21 protein-coding genes, 1 tRNA gene and 1 other RNA gene are annotated in these 19,385 nt (G+C 67.0%); 15 read left to right on the top strand and 8 right to left on the bottom strand.

The features are described from left to right. The first annotated feature begins 14 nt into the window (after positions 1 to 14). Positions 15 to 926: a cation diffusion facilitator family transporter gene (locus E3O18_RS03230; RefSeq protein WP_134417434.1), complete on the top strand. Its 912-nt coding sequence runs from the start codon at positions 15 to 17 to the stop codon at positions 924 to 926. Positions 927 to 969: 43 nt separating this feature from the next. Here E3O18_RS03230 and E3O18_RS03225 read toward each other — a convergent pair whose 3' ends face one another. The 3 genes from E3O18_RS03225 to E3O18_RS03215 all read right to left on the bottom strand — a co-directional run bounded on the left by E3O18_RS03225 (position 970) and on the right by E3O18_RS03215 (position 2,622). Further along, entirely contained in the window at positions 970 to 1,734 is a 765-nt protein-coding gene (locus tag E3O18_RS03225; RefSeq protein ID WP_134394296.1) for a VTT domain-containing protein, read from the bottom strand. A 124-nt stretch (positions 1,735 to 1,858) separates the two neighbouring features. Next, on the bottom strand, positions 1,859 to 2,539 hold the full coding sequence (locus E3O18_RS03220; RefSeq protein WP_134394265.1) for a DedA family protein: 681 nt from the start codon (positions 2,537 to 2,539) through the stop codon (positions 1,859 to 1,861). A gap of 1 nt (position 2,540) precedes the next feature. Then, positions 2,541 to 2,622 (bottom strand) — tRNA-Leu (locus E3O18_RS03215). A gap of 185 nt (positions 2,623 to 2,807) precedes the next feature. On the opposite strand from E3O18_RS03215, the gene E3O18_RS03210 reads away from it, so the two are divergent. The 8 genes from E3O18_RS03210 to E3O18_RS03175 all read left to right on the top strand — a co-directional run bounded on the left by E3O18_RS03210 (position 2,808) and on the right by E3O18_RS03175 (position 8,451). Then, the gene (locus E3O18_RS03210) at positions 2,808 to 4,040 is read left to right on the top strand and encodes an ATPase, T2SS/T4P/T4SS family (protein ID WP_134394264.1); all 1,233 of its coding nucleotides are present in this window, start codon (positions 2,808 to 2,810) and stop codon (positions 4,038 to 4,040) included. Beyond that, positions 4,037 to 4,894: a type II secretion system F family protein gene (locus E3O18_RS03205; RefSeq protein ID WP_134417432.1), complete on the top strand. Its 858-nt coding sequence runs from the start codon at positions 4,037 to 4,039 to the stop codon at positions 4,892 to 4,894. The genes E3O18_RS03210 and E3O18_RS03205 overlap by 4 nt, the downstream gene beginning before the upstream one ends. Further along, complete coding sequence (locus E3O18_RS03200) at positions 4,891 to 5,829, top strand: type II secretion system F family protein (protein ID WP_134394295.1); 939 nt, start codon at positions 4,891 to 4,893, stop codon at positions 5,827 to 5,829. The genes E3O18_RS03205 and E3O18_RS03200 overlap by 4 nt, the downstream gene beginning before the upstream one ends. 84 nt (positions 5,830 to 5,913) lie before the next feature. Next, positions 5,914 to 6,102, top strand: coding sequence for a hypothetical protein (locus tag E3O18_RS03195; protein ID WP_104100207.1), 189 nt, complete (start codon positions 5,914 to 5,916; stop codon positions 6,100 to 6,102). A gap of 6 nt (positions 6,103 to 6,108) precedes the next feature. Beyond that, positions 6,109 to 6,519 carry a TadE family protein gene (locus E3O18_RS03190; RefSeq protein ID WP_233191293.1) on the top strand — a complete coding sequence of 137 codons (411 nt, stop codon included), beginning with the start codon at positions 6,109 to 6,111 and terminating at the stop codon, positions 6,517 to 6,519. Between the two features lie 25 nt (positions 6,520 to 6,544). Further along, positions 6,545 to 6,988: a hypothetical protein gene (locus E3O18_RS03185; protein ID WP_134394262.1), complete on the top strand. Its 444-nt coding sequence runs from the start codon at positions 6,545 to 6,547 to the stop codon at positions 6,986 to 6,988. Then, positions 6,985 to 7,524, top strand: coding sequence for a pilus assembly protein TadG-related protein (locus E3O18_RS03180; RefSeq protein ID WP_134394261.1), 540 nt, complete (start codon positions 6,985 to 6,987; stop codon positions 7,522 to 7,524). Before E3O18_RS03185 ends, E3O18_RS03180 begins: the two co-directional genes overlap by 4 nt. A gap of 42 nt (positions 7,525 to 7,566) precedes the next feature. Further along, on the top strand, positions 7,567 to 8,451 hold the full coding sequence (locus E3O18_RS03175) for an EamA family transporter (protein ID WP_241978104.1): 885 nt from the start codon (positions 7,567 to 7,569) through the stop codon (positions 8,449 to 8,451). 191 nt (positions 8,452 to 8,642) lie between these two features. Here E3O18_RS03175 and E3O18_RS03170 read toward each other — a convergent pair whose 3' ends face one another. From E3O18_RS03170 to E3O18_RS03160, 3 genes are all read right to left on the bottom strand, one after another. Beyond that, the gene (locus E3O18_RS03170; RefSeq protein ID WP_134394259.1) at positions 8,643 to 9,299 is read right to left on the bottom strand and encodes a pentapeptide repeat-containing protein; all 657 of its coding nucleotides are present in this window, start codon (positions 9,297 to 9,299) and stop codon (positions 8,643 to 8,645) included. Between the two features lie 2 nt (positions 9,300 to 9,301). Further along, a complete protein-coding gene (locus tag E3O18_RS03165) occupies positions 9,302 to 9,757 on the bottom strand; it encodes a nitroreductase family deazaflavin-dependent oxidoreductase (RefSeq protein WP_134394258.1) in 456 nt (151 codons plus the stop codon). A 67-nt stretch (positions 9,758 to 9,824) separates the two neighbouring features. Further along, positions 9,825 to 11,096, bottom strand: a complete 1,272-nt coding sequence (locus E3O18_RS03160; RefSeq protein WP_134394257.1) for an MFS transporter — start codon at positions 11,094 to 11,096, stop codon at positions 9,825 to 9,827. A gap of 310 nt (positions 11,097 to 11,406) precedes the next feature. On the opposite strand from E3O18_RS03160, the gene prfB reads away from it, so the two are divergent. The 6 genes from prfB to E3O18_RS03130 all read left to right on the top strand — a co-directional run bounded on the left by prfB (position 11,407) and on the right by E3O18_RS03130 (position 17,644). Continuing rightward, on the top strand, positions 11,407 to 12,516 hold the full coding sequence (gene prfB, locus E3O18_RS03155; protein WP_134398712.1) for a peptide chain release factor 2: 1,110 nt from the start codon (positions 11,407 to 11,409) through the stop codon (positions 12,514 to 12,516). Between the two features lie 80 nt (positions 12,517 to 12,596). Further along, positions 12,597 to 13,823: a cell division ATP-binding protein FtsE gene (ftsE, locus tag E3O18_RS03150; RefSeq protein ID WP_134417428.1), complete on the top strand. Its 1,227-nt coding sequence runs from the start codon at positions 12,597 to 12,599 to the stop codon at positions 13,821 to 13,823. Next, complete coding sequence (gene ftsX, locus E3O18_RS03145; protein ID WP_134417426.1) at positions 13,820 to 14,734, top strand: permease-like cell division protein FtsX; 915 nt, start codon at positions 13,820 to 13,822, stop codon at positions 14,732 to 14,734. Before ftsE ends, ftsX begins: the two co-directional genes overlap by 4 nt. A 90-nt stretch (positions 14,735 to 14,824) precedes the next feature. After that, entirely contained in the window at positions 14,825 to 15,301 is a 477-nt protein-coding gene (smpB, locus tag E3O18_RS03140) for an SsrA-binding protein SmpB (protein WP_104193627.1), read from the top strand. A gap of 140 nt (positions 15,302 to 15,441) precedes the next feature. Then, positions 15,442 to 15,816, top strand: a transfer-messenger RNA (tmRNA) gene (gene ssrA, locus E3O18_RS03135). A gap of 103 nt (positions 15,817 to 15,919) precedes the next feature. Continuing rightward, the gene (locus E3O18_RS03130; protein WP_134394253.1) at positions 15,920 to 17,644 is read left to right on the top strand and encodes a SulP family inorganic anion transporter; all 1,725 of its coding nucleotides are present in this window, start codon (positions 15,920 to 15,922) and stop codon (positions 17,642 to 17,644) included. 24 nt (positions 17,645 to 17,668) lie between these two features. Here E3O18_RS03130 and E3O18_RS03125 read toward each other — a convergent pair whose 3' ends face one another. Further along, on the bottom strand, positions 17,669 to 18,832 hold the full coding sequence (locus E3O18_RS03125; protein WP_134394252.1) for a globin domain-containing protein: 1,164 nt from the start codon (positions 18,830 to 18,832) through the stop codon (positions 17,669 to 17,671). A 71-nt stretch (positions 18,833 to 18,903) separates the two neighbouring features. Continuing rightward, on the bottom strand, positions 18,904 to 19,368 hold the full coding sequence (locus tag E3O18_RS03120) for an Rrf2 family transcriptional regulator (RefSeq protein WP_134394251.1): 465 nt from the start codon (positions 19,366 to 19,368) through the stop codon (positions 18,904 to 18,906). Between the last annotated feature and the right edge of the window lie 17 nt (positions 19,369 to 19,385).

Genomic DNA, 19,385 nt, shown 5'->3' with positions numbered 1-19,385 from the left:
CCTAGCGTGGAGGCATGGGCCATGATCACGCGCACACCTCGCAGACGAACCGGGCGCGTCTGTCGGTGGCGATCGGGATTGTCGCCGCGGTGCTCGTGGTGGAGGTCGTCGGCGCCTGGCTGACCGGTTCCCTGGCCCTGCTGGCGGATGCCGGCCACATGTTCTCCGACCTCGCGGGTCTGATCATCGCTCTGACGGCCACCGTGGTGGCCGCGCGGCCGGCTACCGACCGGCAGACGTTTGGTTACCAACGGGCCGAGGTGTTCGGCGCCCTGCTGAACGGGCTCATCCTGCTGGGGGTTGCCATCGCCGTCGTGATCGGCGCCGTCGGCCGACTGGTCGACGCCGGCGGCAGCGAGGTGCGGGCGACTCCCATGCTGGTCGTGGCCGTGATCGGCCTCCTGGCCAACGTCGCGGCCCTGCTCCTGCTGCGCCCGGCGGCCGGGTCGTCGATCAATATGCGCGGCGCTTACCTCGAGGTGCTCGGGGACACCCTGGGCTCGGTGGCGGTCATCGCCGCGGCCGGGGTCATCCTATTGACGGGCTTTGTGCAGGCCGATGCGATCGCGTCGCTGATCATCGCCGGCATGATCGCGCCCCGAGCCCTCGTGCTGCTGCGCGACGTGGTGCGGGTGCTGAGCGAATCGGTGCCGGCCGACACGGATGTCGCAGAGATCCGGCGGCACCTGCTGGAAACGAACGGCGTGGTGGCGGTACACGATGTGCACGTGTGGATGATCACCTCCGGGGCCCACGTCTTCAGCGCCCACGTCGTGGTCGAACCTATGGTGCTCGGCTCGGGTGGCTCCGGCGCACTTCTCGACGAGCTCTCCGCGTGTCTGGCCGACCATTTCGATGTGGACCACTCGACGTTCCAGCTCGAGCCGGCCGAGCACGCGGCGCACGAGGAGAACCCGCACCGGTAGCGTGACCCGCCGGGGGCAGCCCGGACTGTGCAGAGCTCAGAGCTCAGAGCTCGTGTTTGTGCTCGTCGTGTTTGTGCTCGTCATGCGTGTGCTGGTGGGGATCCGCGAAGGCGTCGGCGTCGAGGACGAGGCTTCCGGTCTGGATGGTCCGTCCGGCGCGCGCGTCACGGCGGGCTCTGGACGCGGACTGTAGGTAGTGGAAGACGGTGGGGATGAGCGTGATGAAGACCGCGGCCAGCAGGATGATGTCGATGTAGTTCTGAACGAAATCTGCGACTGGTGGGATGTAGCCGAGGAAGAAACCGAAGTAGGTGAGGCCGGTGCCCCAGAGGAGGGCGCCGATCAGGTTGTACAGCGAGTACTTGCGGTAGTCCATGTGGCCGACGCCGGCCGCGACCGGGGCGAAGGTGCGCACGATCGGCACGAAGCGGGCCACGATGACGGCCACGCCGCCGAAGCGAACAAAGAACGCGTTCGTGCGCTCGACGTTCTTAATGCTGAACAAACCGGATTCTTTGCGCTCGAAGACCCTGGGCCCGAACTTGTGCCCGATCAGGTAGCCGACTTCTCCGCCGAAAAAGGCCGAGAATCCGATGGCCAGGGCCACCCACCAGATGTCGATCTGGATGACCCCGGCAAAGGTCAGCAGGCCGGTGATGACCAGCAGGGTGTCGCCGGGAAGCAGAAACCCCACCAGCAGGCCGGTCTCGGCGAAGACGATCGCGCAGACGCCCAGGAGGGCCCAGGGCCCGAACCCGTTGATCAGGACTTCCGGGTCGAGCCAGGGGATAACTGCCGTGGGAAGCAGGGCCGTATGAATCACTAAGAAACTCCTGTGGGCGTCGGTCAGATCGGCCGGGCGGCGGGATCACTGTGTGCTCTGTTACAGGCTAACGCGGTTTGCCGACAGTGCGCCGTGGGCTCGCAGGGGGTCACGGGGCCTGGACCACTGTCGGGTCGTCGAGCGCACTGCGGGCATCGAGCCGGTTCTGGGCGCGATCCATCAGCTGGGTGCGCATGCCGAAGACGATTGAGGCCGTGATGAAGACCCCGGCGATGACATAGGCGGCGCTCGTCACGCCGGGGATGGCGGCCGCGTAGTAGCCGGTGAGGGTGAGACCCACGCCCCAGGCCAGGGCTCCGACCAGATTGCTGGTCAGGAACGTGTAGTAATTCATGCGGCCGACGCCGGCGATCACTGGCACGAAGACGCGGCCCCATGGCATGAACCGGGCGACGACCACTGACCACCAGCCGTACTTGTGGTAGAAGGTCTCCGTCTTGGCGATGGCCGTGCGGGTGTGGCGGCCGCCGTGGCGGTCCAGGTAGGAGCGGCCGAAGTGGCGACCGAGTAGGAAACCGACCTGGTCACCCAGGAACGCGGCGATGCCGGTTCCGACGGCCAGAACAGCGATGCTCAGGCTCGGCGTGGATGCAGCCACCAGGCCGGAGCCGAAAAGCAGGGAGTCGCCGGTGATGAACGGGATGAAGATCCCGAGGAACACCGCCGTTCCGGCGAAGACCAAGGCCCACACGAGCAGATAGAAAAGTACGACGCCGGTACTCTCCAGCAGTTCGTTCAATTGGCCGTCCAGGGCCGAGATGTGACTCATGTGCGGGAGAGGGGACTTGAACCCCCACGCTCGAAAGCACAGGAACCTAAATCCTGCGTGTCTGCCAATTTCACCACTCCCGCGAAGTGCGCTTCCAGTGTACTTCGCGGGAGTGCCCTGCCCGTGAGCGTTGGCCACCTCCGTGGACCGGACACCGGGTCACCGCGCTGCCTCATCGCCGCCAGGGTCGGCCAGATCGGCACGTCTCCGGGCTCGTGGCTGTGGATAAGTCGGGCGTGGTCGGCGCGGGATGGGCGATCATGCAGGAATGAGCGAAGCCGTGCGCATCATCACCGAGCAGGTTCGCACTCGCGTGCGTCGCGATGGCGTTGACCTGGCGTCGAACTCCGGGCTCGCCGAACAGTACGTGCGCGACGAGGTGCAGCGCTACGCCGAGCGGGCGCTCGGCAACTCCCTGCCGCTGATCGCCGACGAGCGCCAGGCGGCGCGCGAAGTCGTGGCCTCACTGACCGGGTTCGGGTCGCTGCAACCGTTCCTCGATGATCCCGGCATCGAGGAAATCTGGATAAACGCGCCCAGCCGGGTGTTCGTGGCCCGCGATGGGGTGCCCGAGCTGACCACCATGGTGCTCACCGCGCGGGAGGTACGCGACCTGGTCGAGCGGATGCTGCAGGCCTCCGGCCGCCGCGTCGACCTCTCCTCCCCGTTCGTCGATGCCTCTCTGCCCGACGGGTCGCGGTTACACGTGGTCATCCCGGATATCACCCGCCAGCACTGGGCGGTCAATATTCGCAAGTTCACCCGGCGCATTCGCGACCTGAACCAGCTGGTCGGGCTCGGGTCGCTTACGCAGCAGTCGTCCGAGTTTCTGCGCATGTGCGTGCTGGCCGGGCAGAACATCCTCGTCTCCGGTGCCACCCAGACCGGCAAGACCACCATGCTCAACGCACTGCTCTCGGCCACGCGCAAGAACGAGCGCATCGTGACGGTGGAGGAGACGTTCGAACTCGACCTGGCCGCGCGCGACGTCGTAGCGATGCAGTGCCGCCAGCCGAGCCTCGAGGGAACCGGGGAGATCACCCTGCGCCGCTTGATCAAGGAGTCGCTGCGGATGCGCCCCGATCGGCTGATCGTCGGCGAGGTGCGCGAAGCCGAGAGCCTCGACCTGCTCATCGCCCTGAACAGCGGGCTACCGGGCATGTGTTCGATCCACGCCAACAGTGCCCGGGATGCCCTCGGCAAACTGTCCACGCTGCCGCTTCTGGCGGGCCGCAACATCGACTCCTCGTTCGTGCTGCCGACCGTGGCCGGCTGCATCGACATCGTCGTGCACTGCGAGATCGACCGGCACGGACGGCGCCGGGTGACGGAGATCCTTGCGCCGAGCGGCCAACTGTCAGGGGCGATGATCGAGGCCAGCCCGATCTTCCTGGCCCAGCGGGGCGCCCTCGAGCCGACCGGGGGGTATCCGACAAAGCTGGCCAAGTTCCACGCGGCCGGACTCGACCCGGCCATCGTGCTGCGGGCCGGGGCCGTATGACGCTCGCACTCGGGGCTCTGCTCGGCACCGGGCTGCTCCTGGTCGCCACGCCGTTCCTCTGGCCGCGAACCAGGGGCAAGGCCCGGTCCCGCACGCAGGGACGGCTGCGGGCGAACCTCTCCCAGGCCGGACTAGGCAGCCTGCCGCTGCCGGCCTTCGTCGCCCTCTCTGTGGTGCTGGGGCTGGCGGTGTCGGCACTGAGCCAGGCTCTCCTGGGCATCGCTGCCCTGTCGATCGTCACCGCGCTCGCCGGGCTGTCGCTGCCGACGCTGATGGTCGTCTGGCGGGTGCGCGCCCGGCGCCGGGCGAACCGCGCCGTCTGGCCCGACGTCGTTGACCACCTGGTGTCAGCGGTCCGGTCAGGCCTGGCACTGCCGGACAGCGTCGGCAGCCTGGCAGGGGCCGGCCCGGTGTCGACGCGGCCCGCCTTCGCCGAGTTCGCCCGGGAGTACCAGGCGACCGGCAACTTCGGTTCCGCCGTCGACGGGCTCAAGATCTCCCTGGCCGACCCGGTGGCCGACCGCATCCTGGAGACGCTGCGCATGGCCCGGGAGGTAGGCGGCAGCGACCTCACGGTCGTGCTGCGCAGCCTCGCGGCCTGGCTCCGGCAGGATGCCGCCATCCGCTCGGAGGTCGAGGCGCGCCAGTCCTGGATCGTCAACGCGGCGCGGCTGGGCGTGGCCGCGCCCTGGATCGTGCTGCTGCTCCTTGCCTCCCGGCCGGAGGCTGCGGTTGCCTACAACACCTCCGCCGGTGTCGTCGTGATCGTCGGCGGCCTCGGCGTCTCCGTGGTTGCCTACCGCCTGATGGTGGCGCTGGGACGGCTGCCCGAGGAACGCCGGTGGTTCAAATGAGCGCCGCGCAGGCCTGGGCGCTGTTCTGTGGCACCGCGTTGGGTGTGGGGCTCTGGTCGCTCGCCAGCTTGGTGCCTCGGCTGAGTCGGCCGCGCCTCGCGCAGAGGCTGGCGCCGTACATCCTCGACGTGTCGGCGGAGGCGCGGCTATTCGTGGGGCGTACGACGGTGCATCCGTTGCCGGTGCTCGGCACCCTGTTCGCGCCCGTGTTCGGTGCCCTCAAACGAGCGTTCGGCGCCGTTCTCGGCGGCTCGGAGACGATCGCCCGACGGCTCAGTCAGTCGGGGTCGGTCCGCGGCGCCGACGAGTTCCGATCGGAGCAGGTGGTGTGGGCGCTCGCTGGACTCTTCGTCGGGGCAGGTGCGGTGGTTGCCCTACCGGCGTTTCGGTCGATGCCGGTGCTGGTGCAGGTCGTTCTGCCGGTGGTCGCCGCGGCGGGCGGCGCGCTGGCCCGCGATTGGATGCTCGGCCGCGCCGCCACCGCCCGCCTCGCGCGCATGCAGAGCGAGTTTCCGACCGTCCTCGAGTTCATGACGCTGTCGCTGTCGGCGGGGGAGGGCATCCTGGATGCGCTCGCCCGGGTCTCGCGCACGAGCACGGGCGAATTGTCGCGGGAGCTGGCGGGGGTGGTGGCGGATGTGCGCACCGGGGTTCCGCTCGCCAGCGCCCTGCACGCGTTGTCACGCCGGATCGCGCTGCCTGCGGTGACCCGGCTGGTCGATCAGGTCACGGGTGCGCTCGACCGGGGAACCCCGCTCGCGGAGGTGTTGCGCGCCCAGGCGCAGGATGCCCGGGAAGAGGCCAAACGCGGTCTGATCGAGGTGGCCGGAAAGAAAGAGGTTGCCATGCTCGTGCCGCTGGTTTTCCTGATTCTGCCCATGACGATCCTGTTCGCGATCTTCCCCGGCCTGTTCATCCTGCAGAGCGGGTTCTGAACCACTGAGCCACTGAACCACTGAACCACTGAGCCACTGCCGCACGAGAGAACCACTGTCCCCACGAGAGAAAGTGAGTCAATCATGAAGACACTGCAGCGACGTGTGCGCGACCGGTGGAGCGACGCCGGCGGGGACGAACGAGGCGACGTTCCGGGATGGGTGCTCATCACCCTGATGACGGCCGGGCTGGTCATGATCATCTGGGGTCTGGCCGGTCCGGCGTTGAGCGGCGTGTTCCAACAGGCGATCGACCGGGTCAGCGGAATGTGACCGGCCGTGACGCGCACGCGGGGGAACCGAACCCGATCGCTCGGTGGTGAGGAGGGTTCGGCGGCCGCCGAATTCGTGATGGTCGGGGCACTGCTGACCGCGCTGACGCTCGGCGTCATGCAGCTGGGGCTGACCCTGCTCGTGCGCAACACCGTACTTGACGCCGCCGCCGAGGGAGCCCGGTACGCCGCGCTCGCCGACAGCGGGCTGGGTGAAGGTGCGGCACGCACCCGCGAGCTGATCACGACATCGATCGGGCCCGCGTATGCGACCGATGTGGAGGCCAGCTATGGCGACTACGGCGGGTTCCCGAGCGTGCAGGTGCGTGTCGTGGCGCCGCTGCCGCTGCTGGCCCTGTTCGGCGTCGATCGCGGGCTGGAGGTGGTCGGACATGCGGCGGTCGAGACCCTGCGGTAGTGGGGGCCGAGCCAGCCGTTGGCGTGTGTGGTCGGCGAACGGAGAGCAGGGTTCGGCCTCGCTGGAGTTCATCACGGCCGGCCTGATCCTGCTGGTGCCGCTGGTCTACCTGGTGCTGGCGATGGCGGCGCTGCAGGCCGGCGCCCTCGCCGTGGAGGGAGCAGCCCGCCAGGCAGCACGCGTCTACGTCCAGGCGCCCGATGAGGCCGCGGCGAACGCCCGTGCCGAGCGGGCCGTGCAGTTCGGGCTGACGGACTACGGCATCGACCCCGCGGGTGCCGAGGTCAACGTGGCCTGCGAGGCCGGTGTGAACGGATGCCTGACCCGGCAGAGCACGGTCACGGTCACCGTGCGCATCCGGGTGGCCTTGCCGCTGCTGCCGGACCTCCTCTCACTGCGCGAATCGGCCAGTGTTCCCCTGGAGGCCCAGGCCACGCAGACGGTGTCCCGCTTCTGGCGGGCCGGATGAGCGGCGGCGGAGGCTCGGCGGTCGCCTGCGTGGCCGCTCTCGCCGGCACGCCATCGGGATCTCGGGCAGTGGGGTGGCGGCGCCGGCTGCCGATCCGGCCCGGAGGCGAGAAGGGATCGACGCTCATCCTCACGATCTTCTACGGCTTCCTCGCCCTGCTGCTGATCCTCGTCGTCGTGGCCGCAACCTCTCTGTACCTGGAGCGCAAACGCCTGCTGACCCTCGCGGACGGCGCTGCGCTCGCCGGGGCCGAAGCGTTCGACTTGGGCGCGATGGCCGTCACGGTCGACGGCTCGGGCGCGGAGCTGCGACCCTCTCTGTCGTCTGCTGAAGTGCGGACGGCCGCGGAAGAGTTTCTCGCAGCCACCCCGAATGGCCGAATGGAGGGGCTGAGGGTGAGCGGTGCGGCATCCGTCGACGGGCAAAGCGCCACGGTTTCACTGAGTGCCTATTGGCGTCCGCCGGTGCTGGCCGTGCTGCTGCCGGCCGGGGTGCCGCTGGAGGTCACGGCGGTGGCGCGCTCGGTGTTCCGCTAGCGTTAGCAAAACGCGCCTGCCCCGGCGCAGGGGAGGAGCATCGTGACGGCCGAGCGCGACCGCCTGACCGGTGCCGGCGCCCAGATCGTGACCGAGGTGAGCATCAACTTCGGGTCGTCCCTCGCCGGTCTGGCCATTCCGCTCGTCGGCTCACCCGTCGTCGTCGCAGTGCGCCAGCTGGTGATGGCCGCCACGGTGCTGCCGTTCTACCGGCCCAAGCTCGCCGGCCTGACCTGGCGGCGGCTGTGGCCCGCGCTGGCGCTCGGCGTCGTGCTCGCGGTGATGAACCTCACCTTCTACGAGGCCGTCGACCTGCTCGGACTCGGCATCGCCGCCACAATCGAGTTCCTCGGCCCGTTCGCACTCGCGCTGGCCTCGTCGCGACGCCTGCTCGACTTCGTCTATGCCACCGCTGCGGCGGGCGGGGTGTTCCTGCTCACCTGGTCTGACGGGGCACTCAATCTGGTCGGCATCCTCTTCGCCCTGACCGCGGCGGCGTCATGGGCGGCCTACATTCTGCTGACCCGCAAGGTGGCCGTGACCTTCCCCGGACTTGAGGGCATTTCCGTGGCCAGCGTCGTGAGCCTGACCTTGCTGGTGCCGTTCGCGCTGCTCACGGTCGACTGGTCGAGCCTCAATTGGGGCGTGATCGGGCTGCTGCTCGCCATCGGCGTGCTCTCGTCGGCGTTCCCGTACACGCTGGACACCTTCATCCTGCGCCGCATCACCCCGCGCCTCTACGCGATCATCACCAGCTTCGGCCCCGTGATCGCGGCGCTGTTCGGCGCGCTGGTGCTGGGGGAGACCTTCCTGGTGCAGCAGCAGATCGCCATCCTTGTGGTGTGCGTGGCGGCCGGCGCGGCCATCGCCAGCCAGCGTGAAACGCCGAAATCCGAACTCGAGATCATCGCGGGCGCGACGCCCTGATCGAGCGCGATTCTCCGATCGGGCGCGTGCGGGTATCCGTCGCCGGCTGCCCGGCGTTGAACCAATTCGACGGAGATATTGTCTCAAAGGCCTGTTTTCAGCGGGTCTGGGGCTGATTTCGGCAAAATCTCCGTCGAATTCGTTAGGGACGGGCTATCTGCGCAGCGCCCAGGGTTAGGGGACTGACTCGGCTAGGTGACGATGATGCCGAGGTGTGCGGCGAGAACGGGCGCGAGCAGGCTGAGCTGGGCGTCGTCGATGGTGGCGCCGCGCAGACCCTCGAGGCCGTGGATGGCGCTGAAATCACTGGAGCGCAGGTCGGCGTCCTTGAGGGTGGAACGGGTTACGTCGAGGGTGCCGATGCGGCAGGAGCGCAGCTCCATGCGGTGCACGGTGGCGCCGCCCAGGTCGAGCTCTTCGATGATGCAATTGGAGAGCAGCACGTCGGTGAGCGTGGCGCCGCGCAGGTTCACGAAATCGAGCTTGGATCCGTCGATGTGCACCGAACGCAAGGTGGCCTCGTAGAGCTCGACCGACCCGAGCCGGGAGTGCTCGATCGAAACGTCCCGCCAGCTCGAGCGCGGCGCCGAGAAGACCGACGCGTGCAGCTCGCCGGCCACGCAGTCGGCGACGGATGCCCCGCGCAGCTGGGTATCGCTGAGAGACACTCCCCGCAGCTCGCACTCCTGGAAGCCGATGCCGGTCAGGTCCCGGCTTGACAGGTCGCAGCCGACGAAACGCTCGGCTTCCCGGCTGTCACCGGCGCGGAGGTCGCTGCCGTCGGCATCCGTCAGACCGGTGAGTACGATGCGGTCGAGCTGCGGGCCGCGGGTTTTCGCGCGTGCCACCGCTAGGAATCAGGGGTGGCGGCAGGCACGGCCTCCAGCACGAACACCGGGATGACCCGGTCGGTCTTTTTTTCGTAGTCGGCGTAGTCGGGGAACGCGGCCACGGCCCGCTCCCACCACGCAGCGCGTTCGGTGCCGGTGACCTCGCGGGCCAGCATGTCCTGACGGCTGGGGCCATCCTGCAGTTCCACAAGCGGGTGGGCCACCACATTGCCGTACCAGACGGGGTTCTTCGGGCTGCCGCCGAGGGAGGCGATGGCGGCGTAGGCACCGTCGTGCTCCACGCGCATCAGCGGGGTCTTGCGCAGCTTGCCCGACTTGGCCCCGAGGGTGGTGAGCACGATGACGGGCATCCCGCGCAGGGTGGTGCCCTCCGTGCCTCCGGAGCTTTCGTACAGGTCGACCTGGTCGCGCACCCACTGCTGGGTGCCGGGCTCGTATTCTCCGATGAGGGGCATACGACCACTAAACGCCCACGGTCGGACTCCTATTCCCCGGGTTCAGCGCGGTCGGGCCGAGGTAGCGTCAGGGACGCATGCGCGGCCGGCGAGGCGCGTAGCGGGGGATGTAACGGCCCAGAATCACGGCGCCGAACAGTCCGAACACTCCCATCACCCCGCTGGCGATCGAGATGGTGGCGACCGCGGTCAGGCCGGCCACGGCCAGGGGGGCGACCGCGCCGCCCAGGTCGGCGGTGAAACGCCACGCGCCCAGGAACGGCGCCGGACTGGTGTTCTTCGGCGCCAGGTCGGCGCCGAGGGTCATCAGCAGACCGCTGCCGATGCCGTTGGCAAGCGACAGGATCATGGCCACGGCGATGAACCACTCCACGTTGGTGGGCAGGTCGTGCGTGAACGCGAGGATGAGGTGCCCGGTACCCAGACCGATCATCGACGGGATGGCGGTCCACAGGCGACCGAAGCGGTCCATGATCTGGCCGCTGGCGTAGAAGAGGGCGAAGTCGACCGCGCCGGCGATGCCGATGATCAGGGCGATGTCGGGGACGCTGATGCCGATGCTGACCGCCCAAAGCGGGAGCAGCACCGTGCGGGAGGCGCGCATCGCCCCGATCAGGCCCGCGCCCGTGCCAAGGCGCAGGAGCACCGCTCGGTAGCTCCAGATGGTGCGGAACAGCCCCTGGGATTCCTCGGCCGCGAGCTCCCGCCCGGCCGGCACGACAGATCCGTCGGGCGCCTTCACCAGTTGCGGGCCACCGAAGGTGCTCTCGGGATCGGGCAGCAGGAGCAGCATCGCGGCCGCGCCGAGGCAACAGACCACGAACACCCAGAACACCGACTCGGTGCTGTCGGTGAGGCTGAGCAGGGCGGCGGCGATGAACGGGCCGATGAACCAGCCAGCGCGGAAGATGCCGCCGAGAGTCGACAGCGCCCGGGCCCGGTAGGCCAGAGGCACGTAGCTGGTCATGAACGCGTGGCGAGCCAGGGCGAACACCGCGGTGGCCAGGCCGATCAAGAAAATGCCGATGCCCAGCACGAGCGGGTTGGGAGCGACGATGCAGATCAGCACGGCGATGATCGCGAGCAAGGATGCCCAGATCATGGCGTTGCGCTCCCCGATAAGGGAGACCACCCAGCCGCTCGGGATGTCCCCGGCCAGTTCACCCACCATGATCATGGCGGCGATGAACCCGGCGATCGCGAGTGTGGCACCCAGGTCCTTGGCCACTATCGGGATCAGCGGGATGATCGCGCCCTCGCCGATGGAGAACAGGAGGGTCGGCAGGAACGCGGCGAGTGCGACGGAACGCATCTGGAAGGGGCGATCGGCGTTACTCATGGCCTCTCGATGTTATCCCCGGGCGGGTGTTGGTGTTTCGAGTCCGCGCCCTTGCGGCAGCTTCGACCCGAACGAATTCGACGGAGATTCTGCCTGAATCAGCCCTGAGCGGGCCGAAAGAGCGCTTTCACACGAGAATCTCCGTCGAATTGGTTGACGCCGGGCAGGGCATTCCGCCGTGCACGAACCGCGGCCACACGGAATGGTCAGCATGGACCTTTCCAGGGTTCGGACCAGCCGTCTCCGGCGCTGAAAGCGGACTCCACGAGCGGATGCCGTGACCGGGTGGCCCGGTAGGCTGGGGTCCGACATGATTGAGCTGGAATTCTCGGAGCAGATCGCCGCACTGCGGGCCACGTTCGACGACATCCGGTCGGTGATCGATATCGATCGACTCCGCACCGATATCGCCGACCTGAATGAACAGGCCGGTGCGCCCGACCTGTGGGACGATTCCGTGCGAGCGCAGAAGGTGACCAGCCAGCTGAGCCATCGCCAGTCGGAGCTGGCCCGCATTGTGAGCATCGAGTCGCGCCTCGACGACCTTGAGGTGCTGGTGGAACTCGCCAACGCCGAGGGTGACCAGGAATCGGCTGACGAGGCCACCGCGGAACTCGCGAGCATCACGAAGGTGCTCGGCGATCTCGAGGTGCACACGCTGCTCAACGGCGAATTCGACGTGCGTCCGGCGGTCATCACCATCCGTTCCGGCGCCGGCGGCGTCGACGCGGCCGACTTCGCCGAGATGCTGCTGCGTATGTACCTGCGCTGGGCCGAGCAGCACAACTACCCCGTGCAGGTGCTCGACGTGGGCTACGCCGAGGAGGCCGGCATCAAGAGCGCAACCATCCAGGTGGATGCACCCTACGCCTTCGGCACGCTGAGCGTCGAAGCCGGCACGCACCGTCTCGTGCGGATGAGCCCGTTCAACTCCGCCGGTAAACGCCAGACCTCCTTCGCCGCTGTGGAGGTGGTGCCGCTGATCGAGCAGACCGAGTCGATCGAGGTGCCCGAGAACGACATCCGGGTCGACGTCTTCCGCTCCAGCGGCCCCGGCGGCCAGTCCGTGAACACCACCGACTCCGCCGTGCGCATCACCCACCTGCCCACGGGCACGGTGGTGAGCTGCCAGAACGAGAAGAGCCAGATCCAGAACCGGGCCGCCGCCATGCGCGTGCTTCAGTCCCGGCTGCTGGTGCTGCAGCGCGAGCAGGAAGCCGCCACCAAGAAGGAGCTGGCCGGGGTGATCACGGCCAGCTGGGGCGACCAGATGCGCAGCTACGTGCTCGCGCCGTATCAAATGGTCAAGGACCTGCGCACCAACTACGAGGTCAACAATCCCAGCCAGGTGTTCGACGGCGACCTTGACGGTTTCATCGCCGCAGGCATCCGTTGGCGCAAGCAGGCGCCGGAAGGTTAGAGCCTCGATCTGCGGGTCTGTCACCGGTTAGGTATGTCGGAGTAGGAATTATCAGGATGCCTGCCTAGGCTCAAGGGGCCATGATTCGTTTTGACACCATCACCAAGAAGTATCCGGGAACGAACCGACCGGCACTAGACGCCATCAGCGTCGAGGTGCTGCGCGGAGAGTTCGTCTTTCTCGTCGGTGCTTCCGGTTCGGGGAAATCGACCTGCCTCCGCCTTGTGCTGAAGGAAGACCGGCCCACCAGCGGCAGCATTCACGTGCTCGGACAGGACCTGCGGTCGATCTCCAACCGCAAGGTGCCCTATTTCCGCCGCAACATGGGCGTCGTCTTCCAGGACTTCCGCCTGCTGCCGAACAAGAGCGTTTTCGACAACGTGGCGTTCAGTCTGCAGGTGATCGGCAAGTCGCGCGGCTTCATCCAGGAAGCCGTGCCCGACACCCTCGAGATGGTCGGACTGGCCGAAAAGGCGCTGCGCCTGCCCCACGAACTCTCCGGTGGTGAGCAGCAGCGTGTTGCCATCGCGCGCGCCATCGTGAACAAGCCGCAGATCCTGCTGGCCGACGAGCCCACCGGAAACCTCGACCCCACCACCAGCGCCGGCATCATGGCCCTGCTCGAACGTATCAACGCCGCCGGCACGACCGTGATCATGGCCACCCATGAGGCCGGCATCGTCGACCAGATGCAGCGCCGCGTGATCGAACTCGTCGGCGGACGCATCGTGCGCGACGAGCGCCAGGGTGGCTACGCCACTGCAGCCATCCCCACCACCACCGCCGGCACCGGGCGCCGTTCCGCCCGAGAGGTTCCCAGCGGCTCGTCGGGTGTGGCACCTGCGGCTGCGGCACCGTCATCCATGTTCGCGCCCGCCGCCGCCGCCGTGCCCACTGACGAGGTCGTGCCTGCGTCGCACCCTCCCCTCACCTTTCCACCGGTTCCCGTGCCGGCGCCGGTCGCCGAGCCTGCCGCGGCCCCGTTCTCAGTCGCGAAGGGTCCGGCCGATCCGGCGCCCCTCGACGACGGATCGTCCAAGGACGCAGAAGTGGAAGCAGAAGCAGAAGCAGAAGCAGAAGTTGAAACAGAAACAGAAACAGAAACGGACGCAGAAGCAGAAGCAGAAGCAGAAGCAGACGCCGACGCTGCGATGACCGACCTGAGCCGGGCCATGACCCGGCCGGTTCTTCCGATCACCCAGCACGACGTGCCGGAGCAGTTGACTCTGGCCGAGAAGCTCGGGCTGCGCGCGCCGGGCGAAAAACCGGACCAGACCGGCGAACAGAATGTAGGGCCCACCCGATGAGACTCGGACTCGTGCTCTCCGAAGCAGCCAACGGCCTGCGCCGCAACGCCTCCATGGTCGTTTCCGTGGTGCTCGTGACCTTCATCTCGCTGACCTTCGTCGGTGCCGCGATCCTGATGCAGATGCAGATCGGCCAGATGAAGAACTTCTGGTACGACCGCGCCCAGGTGGGCATCTATATGTGCACCGCCATTTCGTCGGGTGAGACGTGCACGGCCGGGGAGGCCACGCCCGAACAGATCGACACGGTCAAGGCGCAGCTCGAATCGCCTACCCTGTCACCGTTCATCGACAAGTACTACTTCGAGACTCACGACCAGGCCTTCGAGAACTTCAAGAAGCAGTTCGCCGACAATCCGGTGGTCGACTACGTCACCGCTGACCAGCTGAACGAAACCTTCTGGGTCAACCTCGGCGATCCCTCGCAATCGGATGTGCTCGTAGAGGCGCTGTCCGGCGTCGCCGGTGTTGAGAACGTCGCGGACCAACGAAAGTACCTGGACCAGATCTTCTCCGTGCTGAACGTCGCCAGTTACACCGCGATCGGCATCGCCGCGCTGATGCTTGTGGCGGCGGCCCTGCTGATCGCCACCACCATCCGTCTCTCCGCGTTCTCCAGGCGGCGCGAGCTGGGCATCATGAGGCTGGTCGGGGCATCCAACCGGTTCATTCAAACGCCCTTCATCCTGGAGGGTGTGTTCGCGGCTCTGCTGGGATCGCTGCTGGCGGGAGGTGCCGTACTCGGTCTCGTGTACTGGTTCGTGCAGGGCTATCTGGGCGAACGTCTGACCAACTTCTCCCTCGTCGGCATGCAAGACGCCCTCGTGGTGGTGCCGATCCTGTTGGTGGTCGGCGCGGTGCTGGCGGCCTTCTCCGCGCAATTCGCCATCACCCGCTATCTGAAGGTCTGACCTACTCCGCGCGACCCGCCCCCAGAGCGCTAGACTAGTGGGCTGGTCGGCATCGCGCCCGAACACACCCACCGATTCGAGGAGTATGCCGTGCCCAGGGAAATAGGCGAGAAGGTCGTCTCGACCAATCGCAAGGCACGCCACGATTACCTCATTGAGGAGACCTACGAGGCCGGAATGGTGCTCAGCGGCACGGAGGTCAAGTCTCTCAGGGCCGGTCGGGCCTCGCTCGTCGACGGCTACGCCTTCATCGAGAATGGCGAGATCTGGCTGGACGCCGTGCACATCCAGGAGTACGTCGCCGGCACGTGGACCAACCACCCGCCGCGGCGCAAGCGCAAACTCCTGATGCACAAGCAGGAGATCATCAAGATCAGCCACAAAACCAAGGAGGGCGGCTACACGCTCGTCCCGCTGCGGCTCTACTTCAAGAACGGCAAGGCCAAGGTCGAGATCGCGGTCGCCAAGGGCAAGAAAGAGTACGACAAGCGCCAGACACTGCGCGAGCGCCAGGACAAGCGCGAGTCCGACCGGGCCATCTCCGCCCGAAAGAACCTCGGCGACTAGCCTTCCACCTCGTCGTATTGTAAGCTGAGGGGCTGCACGATCCATCCGGGCCGTGCGGATTGACACTCAGCAGATTGAAAACTCAACAGCGTGTGATGGTGACCCACTCGAATGCCGCCATGTTGGCAATGAGTGCACAGGGGGATGATCGGTTTCGACATTGCCTGCGCAATTATGAGAAGCGGGTCGAGGATGCAGGGTTATCTCGTAAACGATCTCTGCAAAACAATAAGTGCCAAATCAAACCGCACTGACTTCGCCCTCGCTGCCTAAGCGAGCGCACTAAGAAGTCCGCCAGGCCGGGAATGCTCTCTACCCGGACCCTGACGTCATTTAGAGAGATTGCTCCTACTCTGAGCCGCGGGGTGTAGGGGGACTTAAACGAGGGCTGGGCTCGTCGGATTAGATGCCAGCGGCAAATTCCGGAGCCGAGTAGAACGATTTCACTGGATACACCCGTAGAAGGCATATGACCACAGCAGTGGACGGGGGTTCAATTCCCCCCATCTCCACCACCGGTTGCTGTCACACGTCGTTAAGCCGAAAGGCCCGACCCCTTATGGGGTTCGGGCCTTTTTGCGTCGTGATTATGGGGGAAGATGGGCCGGGAGGAACTCAATGGCGGCTGCGTGGGTGAAGAAGTGGGTGCCGGGTGTCGATACCGCGCTCACCTACCGGCGCGCCTGGCTGCTCCCCGACCTGAGGGCGGGGCTTGTGCTCACCGCCCTGCTGATTCCGGTGGGCATCGGCTACGCCGAGGTGGCCGGCCTGCCGCCAGAGACCGGCCTGTACGCCACGATCATACCGTTGGCGGCATATGCCTTGTTCGGCCCCTCTCGCGTGCTGGTGCTCGGCCCCGACTCGGCCCTGGCGCCGATCATCGCGGCCGTGATCCTGCCGCTTGCCCTCGGCGACGACGACCGAGCGGTGGCCCTGGCGGGACTACTCGCGATCATGGTCGGCCTGATCCTCCTGCTGGGCGGACTGATCCGCCTCGGATTCGTGACCGACCTGCTCTCCAAGCCCATCCGGGTCGGCTACCTGAATGCCCTCGGCCTCCTGGTGATCATCTCCCAACTGCCGGCGCTGCTGGGGCTTGCGATCGAGTCGGGTCCGCCGATTGCCGACGTGATCGCAATCGGAGCGGGTGTTGCCGGGGGCGAAGTCCACCTCACCGCGTTGCTCTTCGGACTCGGGTCGCTGCTCACCATCGTGGGTCTGTCCTGGGGCAGATCTCGGATCCCCGGCGTGCTCGTGGCCGTCGTACTGGCGACACTGCTGACTGCCGTACTCGGGCTACACAGCACCATACCCGTCGTCGGGGCGATGCCGCAGGGCCTGCCCGCTCCGGCGCTCGGCGGTCTGGTCTGGGCGGATGTCGCCGCGCTCGCCCTTCCCGCCCTCGGCGTCGCCCTGATCGCCTTCGCCGATACGGCCGTGCTGTCGCGCACGTTTGCCGCGCGCCGAGGCGAGAGTGTCGACGGGAGTCAGGAGATGGCGGCGATCGGCGCCTCGAACATCGCGGGTGGTCTGCTCGGCGGCTTCCCCATTTCGGCGTCGTCCTCGCGCACCCCCGTTGCCGAGGGCGCGGGCGCACAAACCCAGCTCACGGGCGTGGTCGGCGCCGCACTCATCGTGGTGTTCATGTTGTTGGCGCCCGGACTCACCGACTACCTGCCCTCGGCGACCATCGCTGCCGTCGTGATCGTCGCCGCCGCCGGTCTGATCGACGTGAAGGGGTTCCTCGCCCTCGTGCGGATGAACAAAGTGGATGCCGGGCTGTCCATCGCGTCGTTCCTCGGTGTTGTGGTCGTGGGCGTGATCGAGGGCATCGGCGTGGCGATCGTGCTGTCGCTCGGCGCATTCGTGAGCCACGCCTGGCGACCCTACCGGGCTGAGCTCGGGCTCATCCGTGGGCTGCGCGGGTACCACGACCTGTCCCGTCATCCGGAGGGCGAGCGGATGCCCGGCATCGTCATCGTGCGCTTCGACGCGCCGCTGTTCTTCGCCAACGGCGGCATTTTCGACGACTTCGTGCGTCGCGTCGTCACCGAGGCCGGGAGTGATGTGCGCACGGTCATCCTGGCGGCCGAGCCGATCACAGACATCGACACGACCGCCGTGGAAGAACTTCTGGAACTCGACGATTTCCTCGCCTCACGCGGGATCACGCTGATCTTCGCCGAGATGAAGGGTCCGGTGAAGGACCACCTGCGCGACTACGGTCTCAGTCGACGGTTCCCACCGGAGCGGTTCGCGGGCACCGTGGGCGAGGCGGTCGACGAGGTCACCGGCACATTGCGCGGCGACCTCGAGGGCACCGAATGGGGCGACGAGCACTGAGGCTGCGCTGAGATTCTGCGCGAATCAGACGCCGGCAAGCCAGAGGTCAGGGCCGAAGATCTCGTAGTGGATGCGGTCGGCCGGCACACCGGACTCCAGTGCCTGTGAGCGCAGGCTGCGCATGAAGGGGAGCGGACCGCACAGGTAAACCGAGGCATCCGTCGGGATCGTCACGTTCTCCAGGGACATGAAGCCCTCGTGGTGGCCCTCGCTCGGGATCTCGAGCCAGAGTTCCAGCTCGGCTGCTTCTAGCAGTGCGATGTCTTCGCTCATCTGGTCGCGCAGCGCCCAGCGTTCGAGGTTGCTCTCGGCGTGCAGCACGAGCACTTCGCGCTTCGAGCCGGTGTCCACCAGGGAGCGCAGGATCGATGCGCTAGGCGTGCAGCCGATTCCGGCCGAGGCCAGGATCAGCGGGCCGGTGCCCTGATCGAGGGTGATGTCGCCGCACGGCACGGAGAGGATGAGCGTGTCGCCGACCTGCACATCACGGTGCAGCACGGGGGAGACCTCGCCGTCCGCGTCGAGCTTGGTGGTGAAGACGCGGGTCGTGGACGTACCGGCCGACAGCGAGTACTGGCGCACCTGCCGGATGCCGTCGGGCATGGTGGCCGTGACGCTGACGTACTGGCCCGGCAGGGCAGGCGTCACAGGCGTGTCGTCGGCCGGCTCCAGGGTGAATGTGACGGCATCGGTGCCGGCCGCTTCCTTCTTCACCACGATCCAGGGGGCGAGCGGCTTGTCGCTAGCGAGACCGGCGTAAAGGCCCTTCTCCATCTTGATCAGGGCGTGGGCCATCAGCCAGTAGACCTCGGTCCAGGCGCCGGCGATCTCGGCCGTGATGACGTCGCTGAGTTCTTCGGCGATGGCCTCGAAGAGGTACTTGTAGACGATGTCGTACTGCTCGGGCTCAATGGCGAGGGAGATGTGCTTGTGGGCGATGCGGGAGAGCATGGCCTCCGGCGTGGTGTCGGGGTTCTGCACCAGGTAGGTCGCGAAGACGGCGATACTTCCGGCCAGGGCCTGCTGCTGCGAGCCGTTTTGCTGGTTGGAGCGGCTGAAGAGGCCGTCGAAGAGATCAGGGTGAGCGGTCAGCATCCGGCCGTAGAAGTTCTTCGCGATCTCGGGCATGCGCTCGCCCACCAGGGGCAGAGTCGCTTTGATGAGGGGCAGTGACTGGGTGGATAGCATGCAAACTCCAAGCAATTGAGGGACGTACCCAAAAGTATCATTTCAAATGCTTAATAACTGGGTGTATCCCATTACCCCTGATCGGCGCGGCGCGGTGGCGGGGGTGCCAGCGTGAGGACAACGGGAGCAGGGAAGCCGATATGGGGGAGCGCCGCGATCACAAGGTCGTCGAGTTCGGCGTAGAACGCCTCCCGTGCTCGTCGGAGCCCACCGCGGAGTCCACAGCCGCCACTGAGCGGACAGTCACCGTGGGGCGTCTCGCAGTCGGCGACATCGTCGCGGGCGTCGAGTTGACGCAGCAGCCAGCCCACAGTGGCCGTGCGCCCGACCGGGCTGATCCGCACTCCGCCGGTACGGCCGCGCAGTGACTCCACGAGTCCCAGCTCGCGGAGTCGCATGACGGCCTTGCTGACATGGCTGTACGGGGTGGCCACCGCCTCGGCGATGACCCGCGAGGTCTGAAGCTCGCCGTCGGGGAGCGTCGCCAGGAACATGAGCGCTCGCAGGGAGACATCCGAGAAGGCATTGATCCTCATGGGTCAACAGTATGGCC

The sequence above is a fragment of the Cryobacterium sp. TMT2-42-4 genome (genome assembly GCF_004402645.1).
Classification (GTDB): Bacteria; Actinomycetota; Actinomycetes; order Actinomycetales; family Microbacteriaceae; genus Cryobacterium; species Cryobacterium sandaracinum.
This window is presented reverse-complemented; position numbering and strand designations above follow the sequence as displayed.

Coding starts and splice junctions, on each gene's coding strand:
- E3O18_RS03230 (WP_134417434.1), top strand. CDS start 15: ATGGGCCATGATCACGCGCACACCTCGCAGACGAACCGGGCGCGTCTG.
- E3O18_RS03220 (WP_134394265.1), bottom strand. CDS start 2,539: ATGAGTCACATCTCGGCCCTGGACGGCCAATTGAACGAACTGCTGGAG.
- E3O18_RS03210 (WP_134394264.1), top strand. CDS start 2,808: ATGAGCGAAGCCGTGCGCATCATCACCGAGCAGGTTCGCACTCGCGTG.
- E3O18_RS03205 (WP_134417432.1), top strand. CDS start 4,037: ATGACGCTCGCACTCGGGGCTCTGCTCGGCACCGGGCTGCTCCTGGTC.
- E3O18_RS03200 (WP_134394295.1), top strand. CDS start 4,891: ATGAGCGCCGCGCAGGCCTGGGCGCTGTTCTGTGGCACCGCGTTGGGT.
- E3O18_RS03195 (WP_104100207.1), top strand. CDS start 5,914: ATGAAGACACTGCAGCGACGTGTGCGCGACCGGTGGAGCGACGCCGGC.
- E3O18_RS03180 (WP_134394261.1), top strand. CDS start 6,985: ATGAGCGGCGGCGGAGGCTCGGCGGTCGCCTGCGTGGCCGCTCTCGCC.
- E3O18_RS03165 (WP_134394258.1), bottom strand. CDS start 9,757: ATGCCCCTCATCGGAGAATACGAGCCCGGCACCCAGCAGTGGGTGCGC.
- E3O18_RS03160 (WP_134394257.1), bottom strand. CDS start 11,096: ATGAGTAACGCCGATCGCCCCTTCCAGATGCGTTCCGTCGCACTCGCC.
- prfB (WP_134398712.1), top strand. CDS start 11,407: ATGATTGAGCTGGAATTCTCGGAGCAGATCGCCGCACTGCGGGCCACG.
- ftsE (WP_134417428.1), top strand. CDS start 12,597: ATGATTCGTTTTGACACCATCACCAAGAAGTATCCGGGAACGAACCGA.
- ftsX (WP_134417426.1), top strand. CDS start 13,820: ATGAGACTCGGACTCGTGCTCTCCGAAGCAGCCAACGGCCTGCGCCGC.
- E3O18_RS03130 (WP_134394253.1), top strand. CDS start 15,920: ATGGCGGCTGCGTGGGTGAAGAAGTGGGTGCCGGGTGTCGATACCGCG.
- E3O18_RS03125 (WP_134394252.1), bottom strand. CDS start 18,832: ATGCTATCCACCCAGTCACTGCCCCTCATCAAAGCGACTCTGCCCCTG.
- E3O18_RS03120 (WP_134394251.1), bottom strand. CDS start 19,368: ATGAGGATCAATGCCTTCTCGGATGTCTCCCTGCGAGCGCTCATGTTC.